Consider the following 4,164-nt stretch of genomic DNA (forward strand, 5'->3'; position numbering starts at 1 on the left):
GACCGGTGGGCCGCCGACCGCGCCGCGATGGTCGAGCTGCCGCCGGTGGCCCCGATGGTCGGGCTGACCGGGCGGATCCGGCTGGCGCGGGACTACTACGTGCGCATCGACGGCAACGATTACTCGGTCAACCCGCGCGCGATCGGCCGGTTCGTCGACTGGATCGCCACCCCCGCCCTGGTTGCCGTCACGTGTGCCGACCAGCTGGTGGCCACTCACGAGCGGGTCTGGTCCAGCGGGGCCACGATCACCGATCCCGAGCACAAGGCCACCGCCCGGGAGATGCGCGCCGAGTTGGCCGCCACCCGCGCCCGGCCGCGGTCGGGCACCCGGTCCCACCCCGACGGGCACGTCGTGGCCATCCGCGCGCTGCCGGACTACGACGCGCTGTTCGGCGTCACCTTCGACCCCACCACCCACACCGATCCCGTCGCCGATCCCGTCGGCGGGCCGACAACTGCAGAGGGGCACCCTGGATGACCATCACGAAGACAGCACCCACGACCACACCGGCGGACACGACCACACCGGCGATCTCGTGTCCGGGGATAGAAGGAAGGTGCGTGAACCTGCCCCGTTGGAGCAGTTTCATCATGCCGGGCGCAATCCCGGCAGACATTACCTTAATGACGACGTCCTCCGGTCCCGGCTCCGGCACTGGGATTCTTTCGAGGCTCAATTCAGTCGCGCCCTTGTGGGCGCGCGCGGCAAGCATGGTGGTCATTTCGCTACCTTGTTCACGGCTGGCGGCGCAGCGCGTCGATTTCTTCGGGGTTCATGCGGATCGATTGCCGCGCGGCCTGCGCCACCTGGGGGATGGGCCGCACGGATACCAGCGACAGGTGCGTGCTGGGCTGCGCGTGGATGCTGGTAAACGCCACCGCGCGGGGAATGCGGACAAAGTCTCCAGGCATGAGCTGCACCGCGCCGCGCTGGGTGACGAGGGTGCGCGTACCCGACACCTGGTACTGGATCTCCTCGGCGTTGCGCAGCCGGCGATAGACCTGCCCGGAAGAAACCGCGGCGGTCGCCTGCCCGATCATGATTTCCGGACTGCGGTACAGCCACTGCGTGGCCTGGGCGTCCTCGTCCGGCCGCAGCACCTCCAGCCTGTCTCCAGTTTCATCGGCATGCGCCAGCAACAGCTGTTCATCGACCGGTCCGAGCGCGACGTCCTGACCCGGCCCGGCAATGCCCTCGGTGACCAATTCATTCACCGGCGCCGGCGACCAGCCGGGAAACGGCGGGATCCTGGCTTCGGAATGGCGCGCCACAGGTCCCAGCCGCTCGACGGGACCGGGAACATAGAACAGCAGGTGGATGTCGCGCCGGCCGTAGTTGTCGTGAGCGACGCCGTCGGGAAGGAGGGCGAATTCGCCCGGCACCACGTCGACGCTGCCGAGCTCGGTCATGATGGTGCGGTCGCCGCACACCTGGTAGGAAATCTCGTCCACGCCGCAATTGCGATGATAGAAAGGTTGACGCGCGTTCATCGTCTGCCACTCAATGCGCACCGATGCGCTCTCATAGACACCGCGCGGCGGCACGAAAGGCTGCTCGACATACTCGGGGGGAAAATGCACCACCTCGATGGGCGGATACTCGCGCGGGGGACGCCCGGCGCCCGGCAGGGGCGCCGCAAGCAACAGCTCTTCGCGCCGCCGCAGTTTGCGCGGCGGCGCGTCGAAGGGGAAAACTTCCAGATACTCGTAAACCTCAGACATGACGGTCTCCTCGGCCAGCACCATTCATGCGCGGCGCTAGCCCACAGTTCATGCGCAACGCTCGGCCACAGAGGCAGCTTCAGGCCAGCAGACCGGCCTCGCGGTAATAGCGCTGGGCGCCGGCGTGCAGCGCTATAGGGGGGTTTGCCATCTTGGCGGGCTCCAGCGGATACGACAGCGGACTGCGCTGTGGCGGCAAATGGCGATACTGACGCTCGATGGCGCCACGCGTTTCCACCAGGCACCAGGTGAGCAGATGCGCGACGTCCTCGTCCATGTCATCGCGCACCAGCACCATGAAATCCGAGAAATCGAGCGCGTCGATCTGTTTTTCCAGCGGCTTCCAGTACCCCGCGGGCAGCGGATTGTTCCGGAAGCCGTGATCCTCGCGCAGGCGGGCGAGCGCGCCTGCGTCCGCCGCCAGCGGCACGACCTGCCCGGACTCAACCAGGTGCGCCCACCACGGCGTCATGATGGCTTCCTGCAACACCGCGTCCACCTCGCCCGCTTCCATGCGCGTCAGGCTGTCTCGGGGGTTGGTGTCTTCGACATAGGTTCCGCCCCAGGCGGCCAAGGTAGCATCGTCGATGCCATGCGCCTGCATGAACAGGCGCGCGACATAACCGATGAAATTGGTGCCGTCGTTGCGCGAGGTCGCTATGCGCAGGGCCGGCTTGCGGCGATGCAGCTCCTCGAACGATCCGATGCCGAGGTCGGCACGCAAGCCCAGGACCATGCGGTCGTTCTGCGGCAGAACCGCGAGCGAGCGCAGATTGGGCGCAGCCCGCCCCTGGAATATGCCTTGGCCGGTCAACGCGGCGGGCATCAGCATCGCTGGCGTAACGAGGCAGAGATCCGCCTCGCCTTCCTGCACCAGGTCGATGGCCTCGATACCCCCGCCTCGTATGCTCCATATCGCCACCCGGCTACGCGACCCGGCGCGCTTGCAGAACTCTTCGCACAACCAGGAACAGATGCGATGGAAATTGGCCGCGCCCCAGTCGCCGACGAAACGCAGGTGGTAAGAGCGGGAAAGAGCGGGTTGCATGATTTTTTTCCTCCTTATTCCACTTTGACGTTGGCGTCGCGGATCACCTTGGCCCAGAAGTCGTTCTGCTCCCGCACCAGCGCCGCAAAGGACTTCTGGTCGCCATCGACCGGCTCGAACCCCAGCTCGAGCAGCCGGGTCCGGATCTCGGGACGCGCGAGCACCTTCTGCACCGACGCCGCCATCTTGGCCGTCAATTCCGGCGGCGTTCCGGCCGGAACCAGCAGGCCGCCGAAGCCCACGATTTCAAAGCCGCCGTAGCCCAGCTCCTTCATGGTGGGAACGTCGGGGCTGATGGGAGAACGCTCGGACCCGGTGCTGGCCAGAATGCGCATCGTGCCCGACCGCACGTGGGGCAGCAGGTCGGAATACGACGCGAAGGCGCTGGAGATGCGCCCCGCCGCCACGTCCATCAATGCCAGAGGAATGCTCGTATAAGGCACGTGCAGCATGTCGATACCCGCCTGCTGCATGAGGATGACCATGTTCAGGTGCGGCGTGGTCCCCTGGCCCGGGCTGGAGAAGGACAGCTTGGCACCGGGCTCGGCCGCGTGTGCGGCAAACTCCTTGACGGTTTTGGCGGGGAGCCCGGCGTTGACGCCCAGCCACAGCTGCGCGTTGAACAGCTGCGCGACCGGCGCAAAGCTGGTGACGGGATCGTAGCCCGCGTTGCGCAACAGGTGCGGCGCCTGCACAAAGGGAGTCGTGCCCAGCAGCATCGTGCGGCCATCGGGCGGCGACTTCGCCACATGCGCCGCACCGATGACGCCAGACGCGCCGGCGCGATTGTCCACCACCACCGGCACGCCCCATTCCTTGGAGAGCGGCTCGGCCACCAGCCGCGCGGCGTTGTCGAACGAGCCGCCGGCCCGGGTGGAAACCACGATCGTGACGCGTCCGCCGTCGAAGAGCTCGGCATTCGCGGTACCGGTGCCGGCCAGCGCCGCCACGCAGGCAAAGGTCATGAGGCAGGAGCGGGCAAGCAGGCTGCGACGGCTGGCGCCGACGTTGGAAAAAATCGGGTTCATGGTTGTCTCCCTCTATCCCGGTTAATTCATTTTTTTGCAAATACTGGGGCCCCGCACAAAGGAGGTCAAACCCGAATCTCAATTATTGAGACACCCTCGAAGGCCGTGCCGCACCTCTGCCAGCAGGCTCGCCACGGGTAATTAAGAGGATGACTCGTAGGGGTAAACCAGCCTGGTTATCCAAACAGGCGTATCGTTTCCGTACTGCAAACCGGAAGTCCGCCTTGAATCCCTCCGCTCCCTTGCGCCGCTCCGGCGGCGGCTTCGCGACGCTTCGTACCCTGCTGCCTTACCTGTGGCCGCCCGGCGCCGCCAACCTGCGCTTGCGCATCGTGACGGCGGTAGCCTTCCTCATCGCCGCCAA

Annotated in this window: 4 protein-coding genes and 1 pseudogene; 1 reads left to right on the top strand and 4 read right to left on the bottom strand. The window is 66.3% G+C overall.

Going from position 1 to position 4,164, the window contains the following annotated elements:
* Positions 1 to 480: pseudogene (locus tag Q0319_RS06210) on the top strand (hypothetical protein); the annotation flags it as partial.
* On the opposite strand, the gene Q0319_RS19350 reads toward Q0319_RS06210, so the two are convergent.
* Genes Q0319_RS19350 through Q0319_RS06225 form a run of 4 tightly spaced genes read right to left on the bottom strand, consistent with a single transcriptional unit; the run spans position 398 to position 3,800 of the window.
* Entirely contained in the window at positions 398 to 724 is a 327-nt protein-coding gene (locus Q0319_RS19350; protein WP_363322247.1) for an alcohol dehydrogenase catalytic domain-containing protein, read from the bottom strand. The pseudogene Q0319_RS06210 and the gene Q0319_RS19350 sit on opposite strands and share 83 nt — an antisense overlap.
* Before the next feature lie 13 nt (positions 725 to 737).
* The gene (locus Q0319_RS06215) at positions 738 to 1,748 is read right to left on the bottom strand and encodes a hypothetical protein (protein WP_299451454.1); all 1,011 of its coding nucleotides are present in this window, start codon (positions 1,746 to 1,748) and stop codon (positions 738 to 740) included.
* A 55-nt stretch (positions 1,749 to 1,803) separates the two neighbouring features.
* Positions 1,804 to 2,772 carry a TAXI family TRAP transporter solute-binding subunit gene (locus tag Q0319_RS06220; RefSeq protein WP_299451455.1) on the bottom strand — a complete coding sequence of 323 codons (969 nt, stop codon included), beginning with the start codon at positions 2,770 to 2,772 and terminating at the stop codon, positions 1,804 to 1,806.
* Positions 2,773 to 2,786: 14 nt separating this feature from the next.
* Positions 2,787 to 3,800 carry a tripartite tricarboxylate transporter substrate binding protein gene (locus tag Q0319_RS06225; RefSeq protein ID WP_299451456.1) on the bottom strand — a complete coding sequence of 338 codons (1,014 nt, stop codon included), beginning with the start codon at positions 3,798 to 3,800 and terminating at the stop codon, positions 2,787 to 2,789.
* Between the last annotated feature and the right edge of the window lie 364 nt (positions 3,801 to 4,164).

It is taken from the genome of uncultured Pigmentiphaga sp. (genome assembly GCF_937950555.1).
Classification (GTDB): domain Bacteria; phylum Pseudomonadota; class Gammaproteobacteria; order Burkholderiales; family Burkholderiaceae_B; genus Pigmentiphaga.

Excerpts from the sequence above, each read along its gene's own strand:
- Q0319_RS06215 (WP_299451454.1), bottom strand. The coding sequence starts at position 1,748 with ATGGTGCTGGCCGAGGAGACCGTCATGTCTGAGGTTTACGAGTATCTG.
- Q0319_RS19350 (WP_363322247.1), bottom strand. The coding sequence starts at position 724 with ATGACCACCATGCTTGCCGCGCGCGCCCACAAGGGCGCGACTGAATTG.
- Q0319_RS06225 (WP_299451456.1), bottom strand. The coding sequence starts at position 3,800 with ATGAACCCGATTTTTTCCAACGTCGGCGCCAGCCGTCGCAGCCTGCTT.
- Q0319_RS06220 (WP_299451455.1), bottom strand. The coding sequence starts at position 2,772 with ATGCAACCCGCTCTTTCCCGCTCTTACCACCTGCGTTTCGTCGGCGAC.